26 protein-coding genes are annotated in these 21,301 nt (G+C 50.9%); 12 read left to right on the top strand and 14 right to left on the bottom strand.

From position 1 onward, the window contains the following. Nucleotides 1–60: 60 nt before the first annotated feature. The 3 genes from KI228_RS13360 to KI228_RS13350 are packed head-to-tail and all read left to right on the top strand — an operon-like array spanning nt 61 to nt 2,663. Entirely contained in the window at nt 61–432 is a 372-nt protein-coding gene (locus tag KI228_RS13360) for a HumD family translesion DNA polymerase (RefSeq protein WP_141227556.1), read from the top strand. Beyond that, nucleotides 432–1,700, top strand: coding sequence for a Y-family DNA polymerase (locus tag KI228_RS13355; RefSeq protein WP_141227555.1), 1,269 nt, complete (start codon nt 432–434; stop codon nt 1,698–1,700). Before KI228_RS13360 ends, KI228_RS13355 begins: the two co-directional genes overlap by 1 nt. Nucleotides 1,701–1,730: 30 nt before the next feature. Beyond that, a complete protein-coding gene (locus tag KI228_RS13350; RefSeq protein WP_141227554.1) occupies nt 1,731–2,663 on the top strand; it encodes a DUF2971 domain-containing protein in 933 nt (310 codons plus the stop codon). 28 nt (nt 2,664–2,691) lie between these two features. Here KI228_RS13350 and KI228_RS13345 read toward each other — a convergent pair whose 3' ends face one another. The 3 genes from KI228_RS13345 to KI228_RS13335 form a co-directional block, all read right to left on the bottom strand. Continuing rightward, the gene (locus tag KI228_RS13345; protein WP_141227553.1) at nt 2,692–3,360 is read right to left on the bottom strand and encodes an SOS response-associated peptidase; all 669 of its coding nucleotides are present in this window, start codon (nt 3,358–3,360) and stop codon (nt 2,692–2,694) included. A 433-nt stretch (nt 3,361–3,793) separates the two neighbouring features. Continuing rightward, nucleotides 3,794–4,366, bottom strand: coding sequence for a hypothetical protein (locus KI228_RS13340; protein ID WP_224267587.1), 573 nt, complete (start codon nt 4,364–4,366; stop codon nt 3,794–3,796). 595 nt (nt 4,367–4,961) lie between these two features. Further along, nucleotides 4,962–5,711: an SDR family oxidoreductase gene (locus KI228_RS13335; protein WP_044257582.1), complete on the bottom strand. Its 750-nt coding sequence runs from the start codon at nt 5,709–5,711 to the stop codon at nt 4,962–4,964. Nucleotides 5,712–5,812: 101 nt separating this feature from the next. Between KI228_RS13335 and KI228_RS13330 the strand changes: the two genes are divergently transcribed. After that, nucleotides 5,813–6,175: a winged helix-turn-helix transcriptional regulator gene (locus KI228_RS13330; RefSeq protein ID WP_043000270.1), complete on the top strand. Its 363-nt coding sequence runs from the start codon at nt 5,813–5,815 to the stop codon at nt 6,173–6,175. Between the two features lie 53 nt (nt 6,176–6,228). Here KI228_RS13330 and ompC read toward each other — a convergent pair whose 3' ends face one another. Beyond that, the gene (ompC, locus tag KI228_RS13325; protein ID WP_044257584.1) at nt 6,229–7,410 is read right to left on the bottom strand and encodes a porin OmpC; all 1,182 of its coding nucleotides are present in this window, start codon (nt 7,408–7,410) and stop codon (nt 6,229–6,231) included. Nucleotides 7,411–8,057: 647 nt separating this feature from the next. Here ompC and drpB point away from each other — a divergent pair. Genes drpB through KI228_RS13305 form a run of 4 tightly spaced genes read left to right on the top strand, consistent with a single transcriptional unit; the run spans nt 8,058 to nt 11,010 of the window. Next, nucleotides 8,058–8,327 carry a cell division protein DrpB gene (drpB, locus tag KI228_RS13320; protein WP_043000272.1) on the top strand — a complete coding sequence of 90 codons (270 nt, stop codon included), beginning with the start codon at nt 8,058–8,060 and terminating at the stop codon, nt 8,325–8,327. Nucleotides 8,328–8,379: 52 nt separating this feature from the next. Then, a complete protein-coding gene (locus tag KI228_RS13315; RefSeq protein ID WP_043000273.1) occupies nt 8,380–9,078 on the top strand; it encodes a phosphohydrolase in 699 nt (232 codons plus the stop codon). 50 nt (nt 9,079–9,128) lie between these two features. Then, nucleotides 9,129–10,562: a DNA cytosine methyltransferase gene (locus tag KI228_RS13310; RefSeq protein WP_061069982.1), complete on the top strand. Its 1,434-nt coding sequence runs from the start codon at nt 9,129–9,131 to the stop codon at nt 10,560–10,562. After that, a complete protein-coding gene (locus KI228_RS13305) occupies nt 10,543–11,010 on the top strand; it encodes a very short patch repair endonuclease (protein ID WP_044257588.1) in 468 nt (155 codons plus the stop codon). Before KI228_RS13310 ends, KI228_RS13305 begins: the two co-directional genes overlap by 20 nt. On the opposite strand, the gene yedA is transcribed toward KI228_RS13305, so the two are convergent. Further along, nucleotides 11,002–11,922: a drug/metabolite exporter YedA gene (gene yedA / locus KI228_RS13300; protein WP_044266922.1), complete on the bottom strand. Its 921-nt coding sequence runs from the start codon at nt 11,920–11,922 to the stop codon at nt 11,002–11,004. The genes KI228_RS13305 and yedA overlap by 9 nt on opposite strands. Nucleotides 11,923–12,093: 171 nt before the next feature. Here yedA and KI228_RS13295 point away from each other — a divergent pair, with 171 nt between their 5' ends. The 3 genes from KI228_RS13295 to dgcQ all read left to right on the top strand — a co-directional run bounded on the left by KI228_RS13295 (nt 12,094) and on the right by dgcQ (nt 15,082). Continuing rightward, nucleotides 12,094–13,011 (top strand): DUF808 domain-containing protein, encoded by a 918-nt coding sequence (locus KI228_RS13295; protein ID WP_104010307.1) that lies wholly within the window; start codon nt 12,094–12,096, stop codon nt 13,009–13,011. A gap of 75 nt (nt 13,012–13,086) precedes the next feature. Further along, a complete protein-coding gene (locus tag KI228_RS13290) occupies nt 13,087–13,269 on the top strand; it encodes a YodC family protein (protein ID WP_061069984.1) in 183 nt (60 codons plus the stop codon). Nucleotides 13,270–13,387: 118 nt separating this feature from the next. Beyond that, nucleotides 13,388–15,082 carry a cellulose biosynthesis regulator diguanylate cyclase DgcQ gene (gene dgcQ, locus KI228_RS13285; protein WP_043000279.1) on the top strand — a complete coding sequence of 565 codons (1,695 nt, stop codon included), beginning with the start codon at nt 13,388–13,390 and terminating at the stop codon, nt 15,080–15,082. On the opposite strand, the gene KI228_RS13280 is transcribed toward dgcQ, so the two are convergent. Together KI228_RS13280 and yodD are read right to left on the bottom strand one after the other, a co-directional pair. Next, nucleotides 15,079–15,894, bottom strand: coding sequence for a mannosyl-3-phosphoglycerate phosphatase-related protein (locus KI228_RS13280; protein WP_061069985.1), 816 nt, complete (start codon nt 15,892–15,894; stop codon nt 15,079–15,081). The genes dgcQ and KI228_RS13280 overlap by 4 nt on opposite strands. A gap of 290 nt (nt 15,895–16,184) precedes the next feature. Further along, a complete protein-coding gene (gene yodD, locus KI228_RS13275) occupies nt 16,185–16,412 on the bottom strand; it encodes a YodD family peroxide/acid resistance protein (protein WP_042318260.1) in 228 nt (75 codons plus the stop codon). A 129-nt stretch (nt 16,413–16,541) separates the two neighbouring features. Between yodD and dsrB the strand changes: the two genes are divergently transcribed. After that, nucleotides 16,542–16,730 (top strand): protein DsrB, encoded by a 189-nt coding sequence (gene dsrB, locus KI228_RS13270; RefSeq protein ID WP_042318262.1) that lies wholly within the window; start codon nt 16,542–16,544, stop codon nt 16,728–16,730. 55 nt (nt 16,731–16,785) lie between these two features. Here the strand turns inward: dsrB and rcsA are convergent, their stop codons facing one another. The 7 genes from rcsA to fliM form a co-directional block, all read right to left on the bottom strand. Continuing rightward, nucleotides 16,786–17,409: a transcriptional regulator RcsA gene (gene rcsA, locus KI228_RS13265; protein WP_043000281.1), complete on the bottom strand. Its 624-nt coding sequence runs from the start codon at nt 17,407–17,409 to the stop codon at nt 16,786–16,788. A gap of 279 nt (nt 17,410–17,688) precedes the next feature. Continuing rightward, complete coding sequence (gene fliR / locus KI228_RS13260; RefSeq protein WP_043000282.1) at nt 17,689–18,483, bottom strand: flagellar biosynthetic protein FliR; 795 nt, start codon at nt 18,481–18,483, stop codon at nt 17,689–17,691. A gap of 8 nt (nt 18,484–18,491) precedes the next feature. Continuing rightward, complete coding sequence (fliQ, locus tag KI228_RS13255; RefSeq protein WP_044257593.1) at nt 18,492–18,761, bottom strand: flagellar biosynthesis protein FliQ; 270 nt, start codon at nt 18,759–18,761, stop codon at nt 18,492–18,494. 9 nt (nt 18,762–18,770) lie between these two features. Continuing rightward, nucleotides 18,771–19,508: a flagellar type III secretion system pore protein FliP gene (gene fliP / locus KI228_RS13250; protein WP_043000284.1), complete on the bottom strand. Its 738-nt coding sequence runs from the start codon at nt 19,506–19,508 to the stop codon at nt 18,771–18,773. Next, nucleotides 19,508–19,885, bottom strand: a complete 378-nt coding sequence (gene fliO / locus KI228_RS13245; RefSeq protein ID WP_080343230.1) for a flagellar biosynthetic protein FliO — start codon at nt 19,883–19,885, stop codon at nt 19,508–19,510. Before fliO ends, fliP begins: the two co-directional genes overlap by 1 nt. Then, nucleotides 19,885–20,298 carry a flagellar motor switch protein FliN gene (fliN, locus tag KI228_RS13240; RefSeq protein WP_042318274.1) on the bottom strand — a complete coding sequence of 138 codons (414 nt, stop codon included), beginning with the start codon at nt 20,296–20,298 and terminating at the stop codon, nt 19,885–19,887. The genes fliO and fliN overlap by 1 nt, the downstream gene beginning before the upstream one ends. Further along, the gene (gene fliM / locus KI228_RS13235) at nt 20,295–21,299 is read right to left on the bottom strand and encodes a flagellar motor switch protein FliM (RefSeq protein ID WP_042318275.1); all 1,005 of its coding nucleotides are present in this window, start codon (nt 21,297–21,299) and stop codon (nt 20,295–20,297) included. Before fliM ends, fliN begins: the two co-directional genes overlap by 4 nt. Between the last annotated feature and the right edge of the window lie 2 nt (nt 21,300–21,301).

The following is a 21,301-nucleotide window of genomic DNA, read 5'->3' as shown; positions in this document are numbered from 1 at the left end:
CTGGTTGGATATACAGTATTTATACTGTTTTTATATCCAGTGTCAATAGAAGGGGGCGATATGGGTTTTCACATTCCAGCATCAGATTATGCAGTTGAAAGGCTTTCTCTCGACAGTAAATTGATCCCCAGACCAACATCGACTTACATCATGCAGTCTGCGGAAACTATCTGGCGGGTAGGCATCATGAAAGATGCAATGCTCGTTGTGGACAGCGCCGCGACTCCTGTTGATGGCTCCATTGTCGTATGTCAGCTAAACGATGAGCTTAGACTTAAGCGTCTACGGTTCTCTCCGGTGCGATGCATTGAAGATCTCAACTCTCCGGATCGGCATCAGATGCTGACGTCTGAAACTCTCATTATGGGAGTGGTGACCTATATCATTAACGATGCCCGTAGTGTCGAGCTTGACGACTGCCCGGTGATCTGATGTTTGCCCTGGTTGATGTAAATTCATTTTATGCGAGCTGCGAGACGGTGTTTCGGCCCGATCTGAAAGGAAAACCGGTTGTTGTGCTGTCGAACAATGACGGGTGCGTGATTGCGCGTTCTACTGAAGCAAAACTTCTCGGCGTAAAAATGGGCGACCCGTATTTCAAACAGAAGGAACTGTTCCGGCGGTGTGGTGTTGTCTGCTTCAGCAGCAATTACGAGCTCTATGCTGACATGTCAAACCGGGTGATGACGACGCTCGAAGAGATGTCGCCGCGCTGCGAAATATACTCAATAGACGAGGCCTTCTGTGACCTTACCGGCGTGCGGAACTGCCGTGTACTGGAGGACTTTGGTAGGGAACTGCAGGATGCTGTGTATCGCAATACACGACTTGCTGTTGGTGTGGGAATAGGGCAGACAAAGACGCTGGCGAAACTTGCAAATCACGCTGCGAAAAGGTGGCAACGACAGACTGGTGGAGTTGTTGACCTGTCTAACGTTGATCGGCAGCGCAAGTTGATGGCGGCACTTCCTGTTGATGAGACCTGGGGCGTCGGCCGCCGCATTACCAAAAAGCTCGAGGCTATGGGGATCAAGACGGTTCTCGACCTGGCTGATACCGACATCCGGTTTATCCGAAAGCACTTCAATGTGGTACTGGAAAGGACTGTGCGCGAGTTGCGCGGTGAACCGTGTCTTGAACTGGAAGAGTTTGCCCCCGTTAAGCAAGAGATTGTATGCAGTCGGTCTTTCGGTGAACGTGTCACTGAATACGATGCAATGCGGCAGGCTATCTGTAGCTACGCGTCGCGGGCAGCGGAGAAGTTGCGTGGAGAACACCAGTATTGTCGGTTCATCTCCGCGTTCGTTAAAACATCGCCATTTGCGCTTAATGAGCCATATTACGGTAACAGCGCATCGGTTAAGCTGCTGACACCGACGCAAGACAGCCGGGACATCATAGCAGCGGCCACACGATGCCTTGATGCCATCTGGAAAGACGGACACCGATACCAGAAAGCAGGAGTAATGTTGGGAGACTTCTTCAGCCAGGGTGTCGCACAGCTTAACCTGTTTGATGACAATGCACCGCGCGCCGGCAGCGAGAAGTTGATGGAAGTGCTGGATCAACTCAATGCCAAAGGCGGGAGAGGGACGCTGTATTTTGCAGGACAGGGCATCGAGCAGAAATGGCAGATGAAGCGGGAGATGTTATCACCAAGATATACAACTCGATTTAGTGATTTACTTATTGTAAAGTAAAAACATCCTCATTTTTCAGGAATAGCTTTGATGGCTAATAAACCGGAACACCTCTATAAGTATTTAACTTTTAGTGAAAATACCCTTAATCTTATTTGTATGCAACAAGCTTATTATTCTGACCCATCTAATTTCAATGATCCTTTGGATTGTCAGCCTATTGTTGTAAATGACTTGCAATTATCAAGCTTAAGAAGCGTCTGCTCAAGAATAATATTGAAGAAAGCTGAAAAGCAATTTGCAAACAGTCTAAAAAAGTTGAAATTCCCTAAGGAGAAGACTGCTCAAAGAGCTTATCTTCTTGCTAATAGTGAGGTTGAGCAAGCACTCTCTGACTTTGAGTATTCCGCAACAGAGTTCGAATCTATACATCGTAATAAATACTTGGAAAGGTGTTATACTGATGTTATTCAAGATGAAATTGTGAATGCTTTCAAAAAAGGCGTATTGTGTCTTAGTAAAAAATTCAATAGTCCATTAATGTGGTCGCATTATGCAAATCAACACAAAGGGCTATGTATTGAATATGATATGAATTCTGTGAGCGCTGAACAAGTCCATGAGGTTATATATGGTGGTTCAAGAAAAATTTTAACAAGTGAAATAAGCGAGTGGCTGGATAATCCCGGTAATGATTCAAGAATAAAACAGGTCTGCTTATTAACAAAATCTGGAGAGTGGAGATATGAATCGGAGTGGAGAATATTCAGTTCTATAGGTCTTGGAAATTCACTTCCCCCAATTAAGTCAATTATATTTGGCTATAAATGTCCAGACGTAACTATTTATGCAGTGATGAAGGCAATGGTTTCAGAAAAACGCAAATTGAAGTTTTGGAAAATGAAGAATGATGGGATGGGATTTGATCTGAAAAGAGAGTTGATTAGACCGGATGATTATTTCAATAACATGCCATGTTTATATTCAGACAGTGAACTTCTTTTTGACTTGATGGATGAGTAATATTTTACTCGATCAGTTGAGAAATATTCTAACGAGGTGCTATTAACTCTTTACCTTGGTTCTTTGGATTTCCCACGGCACGTGACACCGCGTGCCATATGAACTTGTCGGCGGGGATTGTTCCGACGGCAATTATCTCCTCAGCTTCTTTCCCGCCTACGTCCTGGCGCATCCATTCCCTTGCAGCTTCCTGCGACAGAACCAGTGGCTGTCGGTCGTGAATGTCGACCAGTCCCTGATCAGCTGTTGACGTGACAATCAGGAATCCCTCGGCATCATCTCCGCGTTCGAACGGTATGCTGCCGATCGCCGCCATGAATATCGGCTGACCATCGGAGCGATGGATGAAGTATGGCTGTTTCTTGTCGCCTTCCTTCTTCCACTCAAACCAACCATCTGCGAACACAATAGCCCGCCCATGATGCCACAGAGGTTTAAACATTCTGCTGGTGGCCGCAGTCTCAACGCGCGCATTAATCAGCGGCTGTTTATCCCACCACCCGGGAGCGTATCCCCAGAACACCGGATCCAGATGCAGTTGTTCGTCGCGTTCACTGAGCAGCAAGACTTTGGTACCGGGCGCCACGTTGTACCGGCCTATAGGTTCAGGGTCATAAGCGATATCACGCTCGGCTTCATCGGCCAGATATGCCAGGTATTCTTCACGGGTCTGTGCTTGTGCAAAGCGTCCACACATAGGAAACCTCCAGTCGGTCAGACTGAAAGTATAGAAGAGGATATGCGAGTGGCTGTTCCGGTATTTCCTGGGCAACTTATGTCAGAATAATTCCCCCATTTCACCCCAGTTTCACCCCGTACAAATTTCAGGCATAAAAAAACCAGCCGTAAAAGGCTGGTTCTTAAGGGGAATTTTGGTCGGAACGAGAGGATTTGAACCTCCGACCCCCGACACCCCATGACGGAGTGCTAATGTCTAAAAGGCTGCTGTGTGCCAAGAGCGGATGTTTAGTGGTTCTGACAAGTTTACATATTGTGGGCAAATTTTATCGGCCGCCTCGGGTAATCGCAACGCGTCAGCTTTTGATAAGTTGGATCTCCAATTCGCTACTTGTCTGCATCTCCAAATTAACCAACTATTTAGGGTTGGCTTAGGCGAAAAGTATCACCATTCATGAAAAATCAGGCAAGGAAATCTTAGATCTATTGAAGATCTCAACAAGCTTTTCACCTGGCATGGTAATAACATCACCTGGCTGGTGAGCCAGTTCCGCCAGATGTAATCCTACGCTATTTATGAAATTGAAATGCATTTGAACCATCATTTGCACATCATAAATTATGGGTTTGAACTCTTCCTCCCAACCCGCAGAATGCTCGAGACAGTTGTGATAGAAAAAATAAATTTCCTCGGCTTTCCAATAGTCAGAGTACGCCCCACCTCCTGGCTTGAAATCGCTTAAAATACTGTCAAAATTGAATTCTTTACCATCAAAATGCTCAGCATAAGCACCTGAATATAAAATTTTAACTCGCCCCAACGCATAGCTACGCACATCGGCAATACTAGTCAGAGACGTTTTAAAACTGGTAAGCGTTGATCCGAAATGTCCCTTTTCATGGAAAGGAACTCTGATTTCTATGTTTCGCGGCTTCCATCCTAATTTGAATGCAGCCAACCAGTGCCCAGCTTCGTGTTTACCAATCTGATATGTAGCATTCTTGAAATCGTATTGTTCCATCATGAACCCTCCAGGTAAGGGCTATATGATACACTATTAACTATCCACTGGATCTTGTTGAAAATTCACACTCGCACACAATTCAGAAGCCGATTATTCCTGATCATGATTGGAACATATTCGGGGGCAGAGCCACATTGGTGAACTTCCGCTGTTCGATCAAGGCGGACTTTAGGCCTCTATATATTCAGAAGGCTCAATGATGATGATTGTCCGGTGATCTGACATCCATTCACATCAGGAAAGTTATCTAGTCTTATCTCAATACTTTAAAAAAATGATGAGAAAATGACATGGATGATTTACGTAACTCGCTGAAAAAACCGAGTACAAACAATAAACAATTTTCTCAATTTCGAAGATAAGTTTATGAGTTTTATATAGATCAGGACGGTCTCGAAAACCGGAGTGGGGGCAACTCCACCGGGGGTTCAAATCCCCCTCTCTCCGCCACTATTCAAACACTTACCCTTCCTGTTGTCAGTGACACACGTCCCGTTGAGTAAAACGAACAGAGATATAACGCCGAAGTTCCCTTCAGCGCCATTATGTTCGTCACATTTTCAATGACGATCACGAACAGCCAGGAAGCCTGGAATCACAGATTGCCGGTTCCACCATCTACCAGTAGTTCCGTACCTACGGTATAACCCGACTCATCAGATGCCAGATAGAGCGCGGCCTTCGCCAGTTCCGTTGGCGTACCCATGCGTCCCAGAGGCACCAGGCTGGCAATGTCACTTTGCAGCGTGCGCTGCGCTTCTTCACTAAGTCCCAGCTTATTAAGCGCGGGTGTGGCAACTGGGCCTGGACTTAAGCCATTAACGCGTATTCCCCGGGGTAAGAGTTCTGCCGACAGTGTGCGTGCGAGCGATAATAATCCGGCCTTACTGGCGGCGTAAACGCTGCTGGTTGGCAGACCAATATGCGCGCTGACCGAGCCGCAAAGGATCACGGAAGAGGGATTATTCAGAAGTGGCAGCAGTGCCTGCAGCAAAAAGAAAGGCCCCTTTAGATTGATTTGCATCAGGCGGTCCCACTTTGCCTCATCCCACTCTTCGATCAGTCCGTGCGTGACGTCACCCGCATTGACGAAAACGGCATCCAGCCCCGGCCAACGCGAAGCGAGGGTTTCTGCCAGCCCTTTTTGTGCCTGAATATCCCCGGCATCGGTGGCAATCACCCATGCGCTGTCACCCAGAATGCGTTGGGCTTGAGCGAGCGTGCCGGGATTGCGCCCTGTGACAGCGACATGCGCGCCTTCGGCAATAAACTCCTGCGCAGTTGCCAGACCAATACCACTGGTCCCGCCTGTAATGAGCGTATATTTACCTGTTAAGCGACCCATTTTACTTCTCCTGAATTGTCTCTGGAGAATGCACTATAGAAACGTTAGTATCTAAAGGAAACCAGGTACCAAATGGATACTAAAGAGGCAAGAGGTGTGCTATGGCGGAATCAGCCGACGGTGTAACGGAGAAAAATGTTCAGCATCAACCCTGTCCGATGACTCGCTTCGTCAGTCTGGTCTCCGGAAAGTGGGCAATACCGATTTTGTACCGTCTGATCGTACTGAATGCCCCGGTGCGTTTCGGCGAGTTATTGCGGGCTGCAGCCCCCATTACGCAAAAAGAGCTGACAAAACAGCTGCGTTTATTTGAATTACGCGGACTGGTGTCACGTACAGTTTATCCGGAAATTCCACCGCGCGTTGAGTATCAGATAACGCCATTGGGATTGACCATGCATGGTGCACTGGCGCCTCTGGCTGACTGGATGCGGGAAAATGGCGACAAGCTCAATACTGAGTGACATTTCAGGCACAAAAAAGCCCGCCGGAAGCGGGCCTGGAATTATTCTGGCGATTAGAACTGATACACTAAGCCCACAGCAACGATGTCATCGGTCGCGATGCCATTGTCTGCATAGAAGTGGTCATCGTTATCCAGCAGGTTGATTTTGTAATCAACGTAGGTGGACATGTTTTTGTTGAAGTAGTAAGTCATACCTACATCAACGTATTTCACCAGATCTTTGTCGGTGTAGCGTGGGTTACCATCACCATCATGATCCTGACCACCCAGTTCCTTCCCTTTAGATACCAGGTAGGCGATAGAAGGGCGCAGACCGAAATCGAACTGGTACTGTGCAACCGCTTCAAAGTTTTTGGTCTGGTTGGCAATACCGCCATTGGTTTCACCTTTACCGCCGCCGTAATAGGTCATGTTGCGAGTTTCGGCATACATCGTGGCCAGATAGATATTGTTCGCGTCATATTTCGCGCCAATGGTCCAGGCTTCAGCTGTTTCACCACCGGCGTAGTTGTTGGCACGAGAACGATCGCCATATCCGCGAGAAACCTGATCATCCGTGCGGTCAGATGAAGAATAGGCAGCACCCAGGCTTAAACCGAAGTCAAAGTCATAAGAGGTGGACATACCGAAACCGTCGCCGTTTTCCTGGGCCAGTTTACGATTTGTGCTATTGCCCGAGCCTTCCTGGCCAAAACTTGCGCCTTCATTGTTGCCCTGATACTGCAGCGCGAAGTTCAGGCCATCAACCTGACCAAAAAAGCCTTTGTTACGGTAGGTGGCTACGCCGTTAGTACGACCCAGCATATAGACGTCGGTCTGGGTGTAGGAGTCACCACCAAATTCCGGCAGCATATCAGTCCACGCTTCGACGTCATAAACCACGCCGTAGTTACGACCATAGTCGAAGGTACCATTCTGACCGAAACCTAAACCCGCGAAGCCCAGACGCGTTGCGGAATCGCCTTTGTCACCTTCGGTACCGCTTGCGTTAATGTTATATTCCCACTGACCGTAACCAGTCAGTTGATCCATGATCTGGGTTTCACCCTTGAAGCCCAGACGCACATAGGACATGTCGCCATCACTGTCAGTGTTGTCTGAGAAGTAGTGCAGTCCATCCACTTTCCCATAGAGGTCCAGTTTATTGCCGTCTTTATTATAGACTTCAGCAGAATGGGCTGCGCCAGCAATCAATAATGCTGGAACGAGCATTGCCAATACTTTTCTTTTCATTATGTATTCCCTTATGATAATAATCTTCATGAATAAGTGCTGCTTTCCAGAAGAGCACGTCTGGATACTATTCCAGGAGTTCATTTTATTTTAAAAATAACATGTAACAATTGTATTTTAAATATTTCTAAATGTTTCAATATGGGTATTTATAATTCATATTGCATGATAAATATAAAACAAATTCATGATATTTATGGTTTAATATCAAATATTTATTCTTTTTTGCTTTGATATTGATGACTTGGATGTTTTCCAGATGACAATCGTACCCATTTGCCGAGTGTGATAATTAAAAAAAACCGGCATAAATGCCGGTTATAAAAAAATGATTAAATGATAAAAAGGCTAATAACACGTTTATAGTGCCATGATTAATATAAAACAAAAACCAGATTGATGGGTTGGCGTTTTATTTGTTTATGATATGAGTAAATAAACAGGAGTCTGGATATTTTTGAAAATAAATGGAAATAACAGAGTGTTTTGTGACATAACTAAAATTGCCCTGGATCAATACATCTGCAAAATCAATGATTCGTGGCTATATTGTGACGCACAGAACAGAAAAATGTGACTATAATCACAAAAAAGAGCAAAAAAATCTTTCGAGTTACGTCACAAAAATGGAGTTTCCTTTGAGCAGTATGGAAGAAAAAGCAACGCGGAGTCTGGGCGGTAAACTGGCATTGTGGGTGTTTTACGCTTTCTGCGTCTATTTTGTCTGGGCCATGCTTCGTTATGCCTGGGTGATCAGCCACATCCAGTCAATTCCGGTTGCCGGATTTGAAAGTTCGCTTGGCTCAACCAGCGGAAAATGGATGGGGGCTTTGCTGGGGTTTCTGGTACTTGGGCTGGTGGGGCTGATTCTTGGCGGCATCGCCTGGTATACGCGCCCGCGTCGTCAGCCAACGTGAAGCTGCCGGAGAAACTTGCTACTGTAGCCTTTCTTAACGTACGGGAGGCACTGTGGATCTTCAGCACTGGCAATCACAATTTGAAGCATGGCTTTGCCATCATCACACCCGGCAGGACGCCGCGCATGATATTTTTCACTTCCGCCGCGTCTGGGCGACATCCCGACAGTTGATGGAGGGACAGACGGTCGATGAGCTGGTCGTGCTGACCGCGTGTTATTTTCATGACATTGTCAGCCTTGCCAAAAATCATCCGGATCGTCATCGCTCGTCGGTCCTGGCGGCGGCAGAAACCCGCCGTCTCCTCATCCGTGATTTTCCTGCTTTCCCCGAGTCGCAACTGGCCTCGGTTTGCCATGCGATTGAAGCCCACAGTTTTAGCGCAAATATTGCCCCCCTCACGTTGGAAGCGAAAATTGTTCAGGATGCCGACAGGCTTGAAGCGCTGGGCGCGATTGGGTTGGCGCGTGTTTTTGCCGTTTCCGGCGCGTTAGGCGTGGCGCTTTTTGATGGCGAAGACCCCTTCGCCGAGCGGAGAGCGCTCAACGATAAACAGTTTGCCCTTGATCACTTCCAGACCAAATTACTGGCGTTGCCCGACACCATGCAAACCGAGCGTGGCCGGGAACTGGCCCGGCATAATGCCGGCTTCCTGGTGAACTACATGGCAAAACTGAGCGCGGAGCTAAAAGGGGAATACGAATCTGTCGATCCGGCGGTGATCCGCACGTTTAGTCCCAGCCACTCGTGAGGCCAATTTTATGTTAACCTGACGCCACTCTTTTTTGGTCGGTTAACGATATGCAGCAAAATCTTTCAGTAACAGGTTCGCTGGTTCCCGCAACAGACAGCAATGCAGACGTTGCGCAGGCGTTATTGGCGAAATTGTTGGAAATTTATGATGTTAAAACGCTGGTGACTCATCTGAATGGAATCGGCGAGAACCACTGGAGTCCGGCCATTTTAAAGCGCGTGGTGGCGAATGCCTCCGCCTGGCACCGATTAAGCGAACGAGAGTCGGGGTTTTTGCGTACCCTGTTGCCCACGCCGCCAGCGCACCATCCGCACTATGCCTTCCGCTTTATCGATCTCTTTGCCGGTATTGGCGGTATTCGTCGCGGATTTGAGGCGATAGGCGGGCAGTGTGTGTTTACCAGCGAGTGGAACAAACATGCGGTGCGTACCTATAAAGCAAACTATTACTGCGACCCGGCCAGCCACCACTTTAATGAAGACATTCGCGACATCACGCTCAGCCATCGCGAAGGTGTCAGCGACAGTCAGGCGGCGGACCATATTCGTCAGCATGTGCCGCAACATGATGTTCTGCTGGCAGGCTTTCCGTGCCAGCCGTTTTCCCTTGCCGGGGTGTCGAAGAAAAATGCGCTGGGACGCGCCCACGGTTTTGCCTGCGATACTCAGGGAACACTGTTCTTTGACGTTGTGCGAATCATCGATGCCCGCCGTCCACCGATTTTTGTTCTGGAAAACGTGAAAAACCTGAAGAGCCACGATCAGGGCAAAACGTTCCGCATTATTATGCAGACGCTGGACGCTCTGGGTTACGACGTTGCCGATGCAGAGGATAATGGCCCGGACGATCCGAAAATCATCGACGGCAAACATTTTTTGCCGCAGCACCGGGAACGCATCGTGCTAGTCGGGTTTCGTCGCGATCTGAACCTGAAGCGCGATTTTACCCTGCGTAACATCAGCACGCGTTACCCGCCGCGGCGGACGACGCTGGCGGAATTACTGGAACCAGTGGTTGAAGCCAAATATGTGTTGACGCCTGTACTGTGGAAATATCTCTACCGCTACGCGAAAAAACATCAGGCGAAAGGTAACGGTTTTGGCTACGGCATGGTCGATCCAGCGAATCCGAATAGCGTGACGCGAACGCTTTCCGCGCGCTATTACAAAGATGGTGCTGAAATTCTGATCGACCGCGGTTGGGATTTCGCTACCGGGGAAGTGAATTTCGACGATCCGCAAAATCAACAGCATCGTCCACGTCGCCTGACGCCGAGAGAGTGCGCACGACTAATGGGCTTCGAGTCGCCGCAGGGATACCAGTTCCGTATCCCTGTTTCTGACACCCAGGCCTATCGCCAGTTTGGAAACTCGGTGGTCGTGCCCGCGTTCGCCGCCGTGGCGAAATTGCTGGAAGAGAACATTAATGCGGCGGTCGCGTTACGGCAGCAAGAGAGCGCTCATGGCGGACGTTCACGATAAGGCAACGCGCAGTAAAAACATGCGGGCCATTGCAACCCGCGATACGGCTATCGAAAAACGACTGGCGGGGCTGCTGACGGAGCAGGGGCTCGACTATCGCGTTCAGGATGCTTCACTACCCGGTCGTCCTGATTTTGTGGTGGATGAGTATCGCTGCGTCATTTTTACCCACGGCTGTTTCTGGCACCATCATCACTGTTATCTGTTCAAAGTGCCCGCGACGCGCACCGATTTCTGGCTGGATAAGATTGGTAAAAACGTGGCGCGCGATCGCCGCGATATCCAGCATTTACAGGAACTGGGCTGGCGGGTGCTGATCGTCTGGGAATGTGCGCTACGCGGACGGGAAAAGCTTAGCGACGCTGCGCTGTCAGAACGTCTTGAAGAGTGGATCTGCGGCGGCGGCGCGCCCGCGCAGATCGACACTCAGGGGATGCATTTACTGTAACGTTTTTTTGTTTTCCACCGCGTCAGGCATCGGTTTGGCCGGGAAAAGGTATTTCCCCAACGTGACCAGAACGACCGCAAAGACAATGACCCCCAGCGCCAGCCATTCAATCGGCGCCAGACGTTCACCTCCCAGTCCCGTCCCCAGTAACACCGCAACGACCGGATTCACATAGGCATAACTGGTTGCCAGCGCGGGGCTGACGTTACGGATCAAATACATATAGGCATTGATGGCAATGATGGAACCGAACAACGCCAGGTAACCGACCGCCAGCAAGCCTGACAGCGACGGCAGCGCGGTCAGTTTTTCACCGCTGAGCAGTGAGGCACACATCAGTACGATCCCGGCGGCGAGCATCTCTATTGCGCCGGCCATCATCCCCACCGGTAGCGTAATACGCGAACCGTAGACGGAGCCAAACGCCCAACTGATCGAACCGATCAGAATTAATATCGCCCCCCACGGATTGCCGCTCAGATTACCACCGCTGTTGAGCATCACGATCCCCGCCAGCCCAATCGCAATCCCCAGCCATTCGAGCCTGCGGGTTTTAATGCCAAAGAAATGGCTAAAGCACAGAGTGAATAGCGGCACCGTCGCCACCACGACCGCCGCGATCCCGGAAGGGACGTTTTGATGCTCCGCCAGGGTAACCAGACCGTTGCCGACGGCCAGCAGTAAAATACCAATCAGCGCCGCGTTAAGCAGAGGACGAAGCGGCGGCAGTTTATGGCCGCGCAGTAGTAAAAAGGCGGTTAACAGTCCCCCGGCGGCGAGAAAGCGCACGCCAGCCATCATCAGCGGCGGCCAACTTTCCACACCGATACGGATGACGAAATAGGTGGAACCCCAGATGATATACAGCGCGAACAGCGCGCTGAAAAGCGGTAACAACTGCCTGAAACGCATAATCCCTCACGTGAAAAACGCTAACAAGCGACATAGTAAACGCGAAAACTATCAGGCTGGCGAGTGATATAATTCATGCGTCTTGTTAAAAAAATGTTGACGAATAACACCAGTTTCGGCCTCGCGTGTTTTACTCCATACTTAACGCTTCAAGAATAAAAAAATGAGGGAATAATTTTGGCAGGAAGTAGCTTACTGACCTTACTCGATGATATCGCCACGCTGTTGGATGACATCTCGATGATGGGCAAACTGGCCGCGAAGAAAACCGCTGGTGTACTGGGGGATGACCTGTCGCTTAACGCGCAGCAGGTGACGGGGGTAAGAGCAAACCGCGAGTTGCCGGTGGTCTGGAGCGTTGCGAAAGGCTCGCTGGTTAACAAAGTGATCCTGGTGCCGCTGGCGCTGCTCATCAGCGCCTTTATTCCCTGGGCGATTACGCCGTTGTTGATGATTGGCGGCGCCTTCCTCTGTTTTGAGGGCGTGGAGAAAGTCCTGCACACCTTCGAATCGCGAAAACACAAAGAAGATCCGGCTGAGCGACAGCGGCGGCTGGAAGCGCTGGCGGCGCAGGATCCGCTGGCGTTTGAGAAAGATAAAATCAAAGGCGCAGTGCGAACCGACTTTATACTCTCGGCAGAGATCGTGGCGATCACGCTCGGGATTGTGGCCGAGGCGCCGTTGCTCAACCAGGTGCTGGTTTTGTCAGGCATCGCGCTGGTGGTGACCATTGGCGTTTATGGCCTGGTTGGTCTCATCGTTAAGCTGGATGATATGGGGTACTGGCTGGCAGAAAAAGCCAGCGTGCTGGCGCAGACATTAGGGAAAGGGCTGCTGGTTGTCGCGCCGTGGCTGATGAAGTCACTGTCGGTGGTGGGTACGCTGGCCATGTTCCTGGTGGGCGGGGGAATTGTGGTACACGGTATTGCGCCGTTGCATCATGCCATTGAACAGTTTGCCCAGCAGCAAAATGCTGTGGTGGCGTTGATTTTACCGACGCTGCTGAATCTGGTATTGGGGTTTATCATCGGTGCCATCGTTGTGCTGCTGGTGAAAGCCGTTGCCAGAATGCGCGGGGTTGCGCACTAAAAGTCTTCCTCAGAATGAGGCAAAACCGGACATCCTCGTCTAAGGTGAAAACGTTCACTGGATACAGGAGGTAACATGGTTTTTTTGGTCAGTGAGGAAGTGACTGTGAAAGAGGGCGGTCCGCGTATGATTGTCACCGGCTATTCCAGCGATATGGTGGAGTGTCGGTGGTATGATGGGTTTGGCGTCAAGCGAGAGGCATTCCATGAGTATGAACTCGTCGCTGGCGCTACCTGTAGACGGTGTGATGAAGCCTGATGACAAAACGCCCGGCGGATGTCGGGCGTTTTCTTAAAAAATGCGTGACGGCAACAATACGTAACGTACTGCGTTATGCCAGGATTAGGAAAGCAACAGCGAGTAGGGAGTGGGCAGAGTGCCGCACGAAGCAACGATGGAAAACGGGGGCTGGCTGAAAACGTTGGCGCGGCGACTCGGCCCTGGCCACGTCGTGAATCTCTGCTTTCTGATTGTCATGTTTTTTTCGACTCTTCTGACCTGGCGGGAAGTGGTCGTCCTGGAAGACGCCTATATCTCCAGCCAGCGTAATCATCTGGAAAATGTCGCCAACTCGCTCGACAAGCAGTTGCAATTCAATGTGGATAAGCTGCTGTTTCTGCGTGACGGGATGCATGAGGCGCTGATCACCCCGCTGGGGTTTTCGGTCTTAAGAGATGCGGTTACCCATTTTGAGCAGTTGCGTCATTCACGCGTCTGGCAGCTTGAGCTGGATAAGCGACGGACGCTGCCGCTGAATGGCGTTTCTGATGCGTTTGTAAGTCAAACTCAGTTGCTCTCGCGTGACGATCAATCGCTGAATAACGAGCTGACCGCCGCGCTGGAAGTGGGCTATTTGTTGCGTTTAGCGATCATCCGTACATCGATGTCGCAACAGGCGATGTATGTCTCGCGCGCGGGCTTTTACGTCTCCACGTTACCGACATCGCTGTCCAGCGATATTACTACCCGATATTACGACTACGTGATCCAACCCTGGTTTACCGAGCAGTCGCAGCGAAAAAACCGCATGCGCGGCGTACGCTGGTTCACCACGCCGTCACCCGATCTCTCTTACGAGCAGCAGCGCGTGACCGTTAGCGTACCGCTGGATTATCACTTTTACTGGCTTGGCGTGCTGGCGATGACCATCCCCGTGTCGGCAGTCGAACGGTTTATGGATGAAGCCATCGATAAGGACGTGGAGGGGGTGTATCAACTCTATGACAGCAAACTGAAGCTGCTGGCCGGTTCCTCGGCGGAATTGAGAAACGCGAACACCTTTGATGAGCGCGAACTGGCGATGCTCGCGCACGATATCGAGCAGGATACCGTAGGCGGTTTGCGCATGGGGAGCCGCTACATCAGTTGGCAACGTCTGGATCATTTCGATGGCGTACTGGTGCGGGTACATACCTTAAGCGAAGGGGTACACGGCGATTTCGGCAGCATCAGTATTGCGCTGGCGTTACTGTGGGCGCTGTTCACCGCGATGCTGATCATCTCCTGGGTGGTCATCCGTCAAATGGTCAGCAATATGTTTGTGCTGCAAAGTTCACTCCAGTGGCAGGCCTGGCACGATACGCTGACCCGCTTGTATAACCGCGGCGCGCTCTTTGAAAAAGCTAAGCACTTGACTCAGCGTTGCCGAACGCAAAAACAACCGCTGTCGGTTATTCAGATCGATCTGGACCACTTCAAAAGTATTAATGATCGCTTTGGTCATCAGGCCGGGGATCGGGTGTTAACGCATGCCGCAGGCTTAATCAGCGGGACGTTGCGTACTTATGATGTTGCAGGGCGAGTCGGCGGGGAGGAGTTCTGTGTGGTCCTGCCGGAAACGTCTCTGGCGCAGGCGGAGCAGATAGCTGAGCGCATCCGCCTGCGGCTGAATGAGAAAGAGATTCTGGTGGCGAAAAGTGCCACGTTGTGGATTAGCGCCTCACTCGGGGTGAGCAGTACCCAGGAGACCGGAGACTATGATTTTGAGCAGCTCCAGTCACTGGCGGACCGTAGACTCTACCTGGCAAAACAGGCAGGCCGTAACCGGGTCTGTGTCTCGGATAAAGGCTAAGGCGTGGCGAAAAAATGGGTCATGCCTTCGTCCCAGCCTTCCGGCCCCTCACGCTGCGTACGGTAAACCTGTACGGTGCTGTCGGGGCGTAAAATTACCCCTTCGCGACTTAAGCCTTTCACGATGACGGCGTAATCCATCGCCTCCAGCAGTGGCGCGTCATTCGGGCCATCACCCAGTCCGACGGTGACCGGACGTCGCTTCCACTGGCGCTGATAGAGATCAATCAGCCCGTTTGCAGCCTGATCTTTTCCAGCGCTGGCATCCAGGACATGCCAGAATCGCGCGCCCTGAACAAACTGTAATCCCAGGTCGTTTAGCTGTCGGGTGAAGTCGGCCATTCGATCATCGCTGTCGCGCCAGATCAGCGTGACTGAGGCTTCATGCAGGCGCGTTAAGCTGGCCTGGGCATGTGTCAGGCCAGTCCACTCGGCGATGGTGGATTCATCGACATCATCAAACGTTGTAAATTTAAACGAGGATCGGGTACGAAGTTTGTTAATCACGGCGCTAATTTCAGCATGTGAAGCACCGGCTATCTGTCGCGGGAAGTCAGGATGCGTCTGCCAACGGCTGTCCAGTTCAACCACGGTGCCATTCTCAGCAATCAGCGGCAATCCCTGTAAGCCGAGTAACTTCTGGATGTGCAGCATTTCCGCCGCCGTTTTGCTGCTGCACAGGATCAGCGGAATATTTTTCCCACGCAGTCGGGCGAGCCAGGCGGCGGCAGGCTGCCAGTCATAAGTGTGACTGTCCAGCAGCGTGCCATCCAGATCGGTAAAAATCAGCAGTGGAGCGTCGAGTGAAAGCATGTTTATTCCTGTCACGTGGACCGCCGTATTCTGGATAAATCCTAAAAACAGGGTGTTTGGCCTGAAGGGGGAATGGGATCGATCCCGTCATCAGGCGCGCTGGCAGCCGGTCCGCCCCAACCATTAGAAGGATTAATCATTTGTCTGAAAAATATTTGCTTGTCATGCAAAAAAATTGCGGATAAGGTTTAGCGTACATCAGATTTCCTGGTGTAACGAATTTTCAAGTGCTTCTTGCATAAGCAAGTTTCATCCCGACCCGTCAGGGTCGGGATTTTTTTCGCTGCAGCTCATCGATTAATTTCTGTCACGCTAAAATCATGGATGTCGAGCTCAAACGCCTCGGCCAATTCATGCCATGTATGATACTCACGGCCATCCACACTGACTCTGTCCGGGTCGTTTCCGCTACGATGGATCTCACTCTCGCTGATTTCATTAATCGCCGCCAGCAACGCGTCAACATCGACGCTGACTTCACGTTTTGCGGTATCGCTGTACTCTTTCGCGGTCTTCATTTCAACCTCGTCATTCACCGTGCCACAGACTAAGTATAGACCGTTGAGAAAACCCGCAATCGAACCGCTCAGACGCTGTCAGTCAGCGGTTTTTGTTCTACACTGGCACAAAGCCACAGGAGGATAATGATGAAGGTGAATGATCGGGTCACAGTCAAAACGGACGGCGGTTCTCGTCGTCCTGGCGTGGTACTGGCAGTGGAAGAGTTTAGTGAAGGCACAATGTACCTGGTTTCGCTGGAAGACTACCCGCTCGGCATCTGGTTCTTTAATGAGTCAGGGCATCAGGATGGTATCTTTGTGGAGAAGGCGGAGTAGGATTGCGACAGCCGATGTAAACCCGGCTGGTGGGACATCCACCAGTCGGGACGTCTCATCGCATGTTAACAAAGATACCGTTGGTCACGTTATCGGTTAGTCTGACGACATGATAGATAACCTGTTTGTTATGCGTCTTTATCTTTCGTTTTATATTCCCCTTATGGGATGACACCGTTTTTGCCTTGATATTCATTTGATCCGAAATTTGAATTGTTCCCTGGCCTTCCATCCACATGCGCAGCATGCTGGACTCAGTACGACTTAATGATAACGTCGGTAAATTTATTACACTGGCGGAATCCGTCTCTTTTTTCAGAATATCGCCAAGGAGATCGTCCAGTGATTCTGGCTTTATTGACTTTGAACTGATCAATAAGTTTTTTCTGACTAACAGATATTCATCAAAATGCACATTGGCAATTGCCATAAAAACAATAAATAACGTATTGGGATGCTGATTAATGATTTGCTTTATATGCTGACTGTTGGCTGGGTCATGGATAAAACAGTCTTCATTAATAAACACCACAGAAGGTTGGTGTGTATCACAAGCGATGTCGAGTTCGTCAACGGTCTCGATGTCGTTGATTTCCCTTTTTTTCACCCCTCTGCTTACCAGATACCCGGTCAAACCTAGCCGGGTGTAACTGCATAGATCCATAATAATCGTTGACATGGCTTACCCTCACTCAATGCGTAACGATAATTCCCCTTACCCGAATATCTCACACAACTTAACGGAACCGAATGCTTCACCTAATGAGACGCGTTTGCGGTTTTCAGGCGGACTTACTATCCCGTAAAGTTACGTATAATTTGCCTGGAATTGTCTTAAAGTAAAGTAAATGTTGCGTTATGTGAGTGAGATAAAAACAAATAAAGCGCGTGAGAGTTATCCTGGTAGATGTTTTTACTGAATGACTTTAGGATAATCCTTAGAATAACAAGATAAACATTATGGACTATTATTAACGGGCAATTCACTAACAATATCAGCTAATAAATTGAAAATTTCGCTAAATAGGTGTTCACAAAACGGCGCAATCAACGGCATTAATGCCGCGATTAACGCGATGCCCACGGTCAGGGTAAGCGGAAAACCAATCACAAATACGGATAATTGCGGTGCCATACGATTTAGTAATCCCAGTGCCAGGTTCAGCGTTAGCAGCATGGTGATGACCGGCAGCGCCAGCATCAACCCGTTGAGGAAGATCAGGCTGCCCGCTCTGGCCAGCGCCAGAAACGCGTTGCTGTTCACCGGATTACCGCCAATGGGCAGGGTGTGGAACGTGTCGACCAGCAGCGAAATCAGCCACAGATGACCGTCAAAGGTCAGGAACAGCAGCATCGCCAGCATATCAATGATTCTGGCAAGCACCGGCATATTCAGATGGCTTGCCGGATCGACAAAGGTGGCAAAGGAAAGCCCCATCTGCAGACCGATAATCTCACCCGCTGTACGCACCGCCGCAAAGGCAAACTGCATGGTAAAGCCGAGCGCGATGCCGATCAGAATTTGCTGCATCGCCAGCCATAACGCATTAAACGAAAAAATCGGCACGTCGTTAGGCGGCAACGAAGGGGCAATGACGAGGGTAATAATGATCCCCAGCCCCAGCTTTACCCGTTTGGGGACGGCACGTTCACTGAGGATCGGAGCGGTAGTAATCAGCGCCAGTACGCGCAGCAGCGGCCAGAAATAGAGGCTCAGCCACTGCAGCCATTGATCGCTGGTTACCTGCAACATCCGTCGTCTTACCCGATGATGTATGGCAGGTTGGTGAACAGCGTGCGCACGTAATCCAGCAGCAAATTCAGCATCCACGGACCGGCCACGATAATCGCCGTAAACACCGCCACGATTTTCGGGATAAACGACAGCGTCATTTCGTTAATCTGTGTGGCGGCCTGTAAAATACTGATGATAAGCCCCGTCACCAGCGCGACCAGCAGCAGGGGGGCGGCAAGCGCCAGGGCAACTTTCATGGCCTCGGTGCCAATCATCATGACCGATTCGGGTGTCATTTTTCGCCTCTAACTGTAGAAACTTTGTGCAAGCGAACCCACCAGCAGTTGCCAGCCATCAACCAGCACGAACAACATCAGTTTGAACGGGAGGGCAATGGTTGCCGGGGGAACCATCATCATCCCCAGCGCCATCAGCACGCTGGCGATCACCAGGTCGATAATCAGGAAAGGAATGAAAATCGTAAAGCCGATCTGGAACGCGGTTTTCAGCTCGCTGGTCACATAGGCGGGAAGCAAAATGCGCATCGGTACCGCTTCTGGCCCCTGAAGCGGACCGCTGTTTGCCAGACGGGCGAACAGGGCCAGATCGGCTTCGCGGGTCTGGCGCAGCATAAATTCACGTAGCGGCTGTGCGCCTTTGTCCAGCGCTTCCTGCATCGAGATTTTCTCTTCGCTGAACGGTTGATAGGCCTCAACATAAATCTTGTCGATGACCGGCGACATGATGAAAAAGGTCAGGAACAGCGCCAGTCCCAGCAGCACCTGGTTTGGCGGTGCGGACGGTGTACCGAGCGCATTACGCAACAGACCGAAGACGATGATGATGCGGGTGAAGCTGGTCATCATCAGCAAAATAGCCGGAATAAAGGTCAGCGAGGTGATGAAGACCAGCGTCTGTACGGGGAGCGACCAGCTTTGTCCACCGCCGGGCAGCGGTTGGCTCACCAGTCCAGGAAGTTGCGCCAGTGCGGCGGGGCTGATTAGCCATAGACCGGTCAGCGTAAGGGATAACAAACGGCGCATCAGGATCTCCCGGAACGCTTAAGCAAACTCTTCATCATGGCCTGAAAATCGGCAGGAGCAGACGGCGTCTCTTCTGGCACGACAGGGGCTGGGGGGAGGGTATGCAGCACATTGATGGTTGACGCCGTGACGCCAAGCACCAGCCGTGCATCCTCAACATCCACAATCACCACCCGCTCGCGCGGACCCAATGAGGTACTGGCGGAGACTTTCAGGCCGCGCGTACTGCCGCCTTTCGGCGCAAAACCCAGGCGCTTGATTACCCAGGCGGCTACCAGGATCAACAGGATGATCCCCAACAGCGCGCCGCTTACCTGCATCAAAGGCGAGCCCGGTACGGCAGAAGGCTGTTGAACGGTGGCCTGGGTTTTCATGATTAACGACTCAGACGACGCATACGCTCGGACGGGGTGATGATGTCGGTAATGCGTACACCGTATTTATCGGCCACGACCACCACTTCACCCTGGGCGATCAGATAGCCGTTGATCAGGATATCCAGCGGTTCACCCGCCAGGCCGTCCAGCGCCACCACGGAACCCTGCGTCAGGCGCAGCAGCTCTTTAATGGTCATCCGCGTGCGGCCCAATTCGACGGTCAGTTTGACCGGAATATCCATGATCAGATCGATATCCTGTAGCGTGCCGCTGACATCGCCACCGCCAAGCTGCTGGAAAACGGCGTCGGCCGCACTTTTGCTGGTCGTGGTTTTTTGCTCGTTCAACGCGTCAGCCCACAGATCGTCCAATGCGCCAGTGTTCTCATCAGACGGATTATTCATGTCACTCATTTGGGCTGTTCCTCATTCAGCGAATTCAAAATCGGGTTAATCAAATGTTCCACGCGTAACGCATACTGGCCGTTAACCGTGCCGTATTGGCTGGTCAGTACAGGTACACCGTCCACATGAGCAATAATGCGGTCTGGTTTTTCTATTGGCAGCACATCGCCGGGTTGCAGTTTTAATATCTGAGAAAGGCGCAGCGGAATATCGGCAAAGTTCGCCACCAGCTCCAGCTCGGAGTGTTGAACCTGACGCACCAGATTGTCGCGCCAGTTCTGATCTTCATTGCGGGAGTTTTCCAGCGGCGGGTTCACCAGCAGTTCGCGCAGCGGTTCAATCATGCTGAACGGCAAACAGATGTTGAACTCACCGGTCAGGTTGCCAATCTCGACATGGAAAGGGGTATTGACCACGATATCGTTCGGTGACGTGGTGATGTTGGTAAACTTCACCTGCATTTCAGAACGCACGTATTCCACTTCCAGCGGATTGATCGCCTTCCAGGCGTCGCTATAACCTTCCAGCGCCAGTTTCAGCATGCGGTTGATGACGCGCTGTTCGGTGTGGGTAAACTCGCGGCCTTCCACTTTCGTCGGGAAGCGGCCATCACCGCCAAACAGGTTGTCGACGGCGATAAACACCAGGCTCGGCGAGAACACTACCAGACCCGTACCGCGCAGCGGCTTCAGGTGGATCAGGTTCAGGTTGGTCGGTACCGGCAGGTTACGAGCAAACTCGTGATACGGCTGAATGCGGATCGCGCCGACGGTGATATCCGGACTACGACGCAACAGGTTAAACAACCCCATCCGGAACTGACGGGCAAAACGTTCGTTGATGATCTCCAGCGCCTGCAGACGCTCGCGCACTACGCGACGCTGGGTATTGGGATCGTACGGGCGAATTTCGCTTTCGCCCGCGATACCCGGAGTCGGCTCGTCTTTCGTGTCGCTGTCGCCATTCAACAGCGCATCGATTTCAGCCTGAGAAAGAATACTGTCGCCCATGT

Source organism: Citrobacter amalonaticus (genome assembly GCF_018323885.1).
Classification (GTDB): domain Bacteria; phylum Pseudomonadota; class Gammaproteobacteria; order Enterobacterales; family Enterobacteriaceae; genus Citrobacter_A; species Citrobacter_A amalonaticus.
The sequence above is the reverse complement of the archived record's forward strand: the minus strand, read 5'-3'. Positions and strand labels throughout refer to the sequence as shown.

Excerpts from the sequence above, each read along its gene's own strand:
- KI228_RS13360 (WP_141227556.1), top strand. The coding sequence starts at position 61 with ATGGGTTTTCACATTCCAGCATCAGATTATGCAGTTGAAAGGCTTTCT.
- KI228_RS13355 (WP_141227555.1), top strand. The coding sequence starts at position 432 with ATGTTTGCCCTGGTTGATGTAAATTCATTTTATGCGAGCTGCGAGACG.
- KI228_RS13350 (WP_141227554.1), top strand. The coding sequence starts at position 1,731 with ATGGCTAATAAACCGGAACACCTCTATAAGTATTTAACTTTTAGTGAA.
- KI228_RS13345 (WP_141227553.1), bottom strand. The coding sequence starts at position 3,360 with ATGTGTGGACGCTTTGCACAAGCACAGACCCGTGAAGAATACCTGGCA.
- KI228_RS13340 (WP_224267587.1), bottom strand. The coding sequence starts at position 4,366 with ATGATGGAACAATACGATTTCAAGAATGCTACATATCAGATTGGTAAA.
- KI228_RS13335 (WP_044257582.1), bottom strand. The coding sequence starts at position 5,711 with ATGGGTCGCTTAACAGGTAAATATACGCTCATTACAGGCGGGACCAGT.
- KI228_RS13330 (WP_043000270.1), top strand. The coding sequence starts at position 5,813 with ATGGCGGAATCAGCCGACGGTGTAACGGAGAAAAATGTTCAGCATCAA.
- ompC (WP_044257584.1), bottom strand. The coding sequence starts at position 7,410 with ATGAAAAGAAAAGTATTGGCAATGCTCGTTCCAGCATTATTGATTGCT.
- drpB (WP_043000272.1), top strand. The coding sequence starts at position 8,058 with ATGGAAGAAAAAGCAACGCGGAGTCTGGGCGGTAAACTGGCATTGTGG.
- KI228_RS13310 (WP_061069982.1), top strand. The coding sequence starts at position 9,129 with ATGCAGCAAAATCTTTCAGTAACAGGTTCGCTGGTTCCCGCAACAGAC.
- KI228_RS13305 (WP_044257588.1), top strand. The coding sequence starts at position 10,543 with ATGGCGGACGTTCACGATAAGGCAACGCGCAGTAAAAACATGCGGGCC.
- yedA (WP_044266922.1), bottom strand. The coding sequence starts at position 11,922 with ATGCGTTTCAGGCAGTTGTTACCGCTTTTCAGCGCGCTGTTCGCGCTG.
- KI228_RS13290 (WP_061069984.1), top strand. The coding sequence starts at position 13,087 with ATGGTTTTTTTGGTCAGTGAGGAAGTGACTGTGAAAGAGGGCGGTCCG.
- KI228_RS13280 (WP_061069985.1), bottom strand. The coding sequence starts at position 15,894 with ATGCTTTCACTCGACGCTCCACTGCTGATTTTTACCGATCTGGATGGC.
- yodD (WP_042318260.1), bottom strand. The coding sequence starts at position 16,412 with ATGAAGACCGCGAAAGAGTACAGCGATACCGCAAAACGTGAAGTCAGC.
- dsrB (WP_042318262.1), top strand. The coding sequence starts at position 16,542 with ATGAAGGTGAATGATCGGGTCACAGTCAAAACGGACGGCGGTTCTCGT.
- rcsA (WP_043000281.1), bottom strand. The coding sequence starts at position 17,409 with ATGTCAACGATTATTATGGATCTATGCAGTTACACCCGGCTAGGTTTG.
- fliR (WP_043000282.1), bottom strand. The coding sequence starts at position 18,483 with ATGTTGCAGGTAACCAGCGATCAATGGCTGCAGTGGCTGAGCCTCTAT.
- fliQ (WP_044257593.1), bottom strand. The coding sequence starts at position 18,761 with ATGACACCCGAATCGGTCATGATGATTGGCACCGAGGCCATGAAAGTT.
- fliP (WP_043000284.1), bottom strand. The coding sequence starts at position 19,508 with ATGCGCCGTTTGTTATCCCTTACGCTGACCGGTCTATGGCTAATCAGC.
- fliN (WP_042318274.1), bottom strand. The coding sequence starts at position 20,298 with ATGAGTGACATGAATAATCCGTCTGATGAGAACACTGGCGCATTGGAC.
- fliM (WP_042318275.1), bottom strand. The coding sequence starts at position 21,299 with ATGGGCGACAGTATTCTTTCTCAGGCTGAAATCGATGCGCTGTTGAAT.